A 578-nucleotide genomic window follows, 5' to 3' on the forward strand; every position below is an offset into this window, starting at 1 on the left:
CGCATCGTACAGCTCTTGATAAATATGGACCAGTTATAGGATTACATCGTTATAGTTTTGCACCACTAAAAGAGTGTAAAAAAGGTAATTAAAATCAGTGATTTACTACAAGAGTAAAGGGTTTTATAATTCATTGATTCTATTATGTTTTTTGAGTGTCTATCCCTAACCTTTTTGAAGCTTTTTATCACTTATTCCTATCTATTTTTTCCAGATATAGAATCAGATATTTCTAACATGGGCTTAACTCTTATTTGTTATTAACCGTATAGCAATGATATACGACAAGGGGCGGTAATGGCAATTGTGAGTTTTAAATATAAGGGCTTAAAATTATTTTATACAACAGGTTCCACAAAAGCTATTTGACCAGATCACTTAAAAAATTACGCGTTATCTTAACGGCTTTAACAAGTGCTACTACGCCTGAAATGTTGAGAGCGCCTGCCTTTAAAATACACCCTCTTAAAGGTGAACTTACAGGGTACTATTCTATATGGATGAATGGAAATTGGCGTGTTACTTTTCGCTTTATAGGAACAGATGTGGAGCTTGTTGATTATCAAGATTACCATTGA

At 33.4% G+C, this 578-nt stretch carries 1 pseudogene; it reads left to right on the plus strand.

Going from position 1 to position 578, the window contains the following annotated elements:
* Window positions 1-297: 297 nt before the first annotated feature.
* A pseudogene (locus tag ACFIL8_RS12425) lies at window positions 298-578 on the plus strand (type II toxin-antitoxin system RelE/ParE family toxin).

The organism is Bartonella sp. AP57NXGY, from assembly GCF_042195805.1.
Taxonomy (GTDB): Bacteria; Pseudomonadota; Alphaproteobacteria; order Rhizobiales; family Rhizobiaceae; genus Bartonella.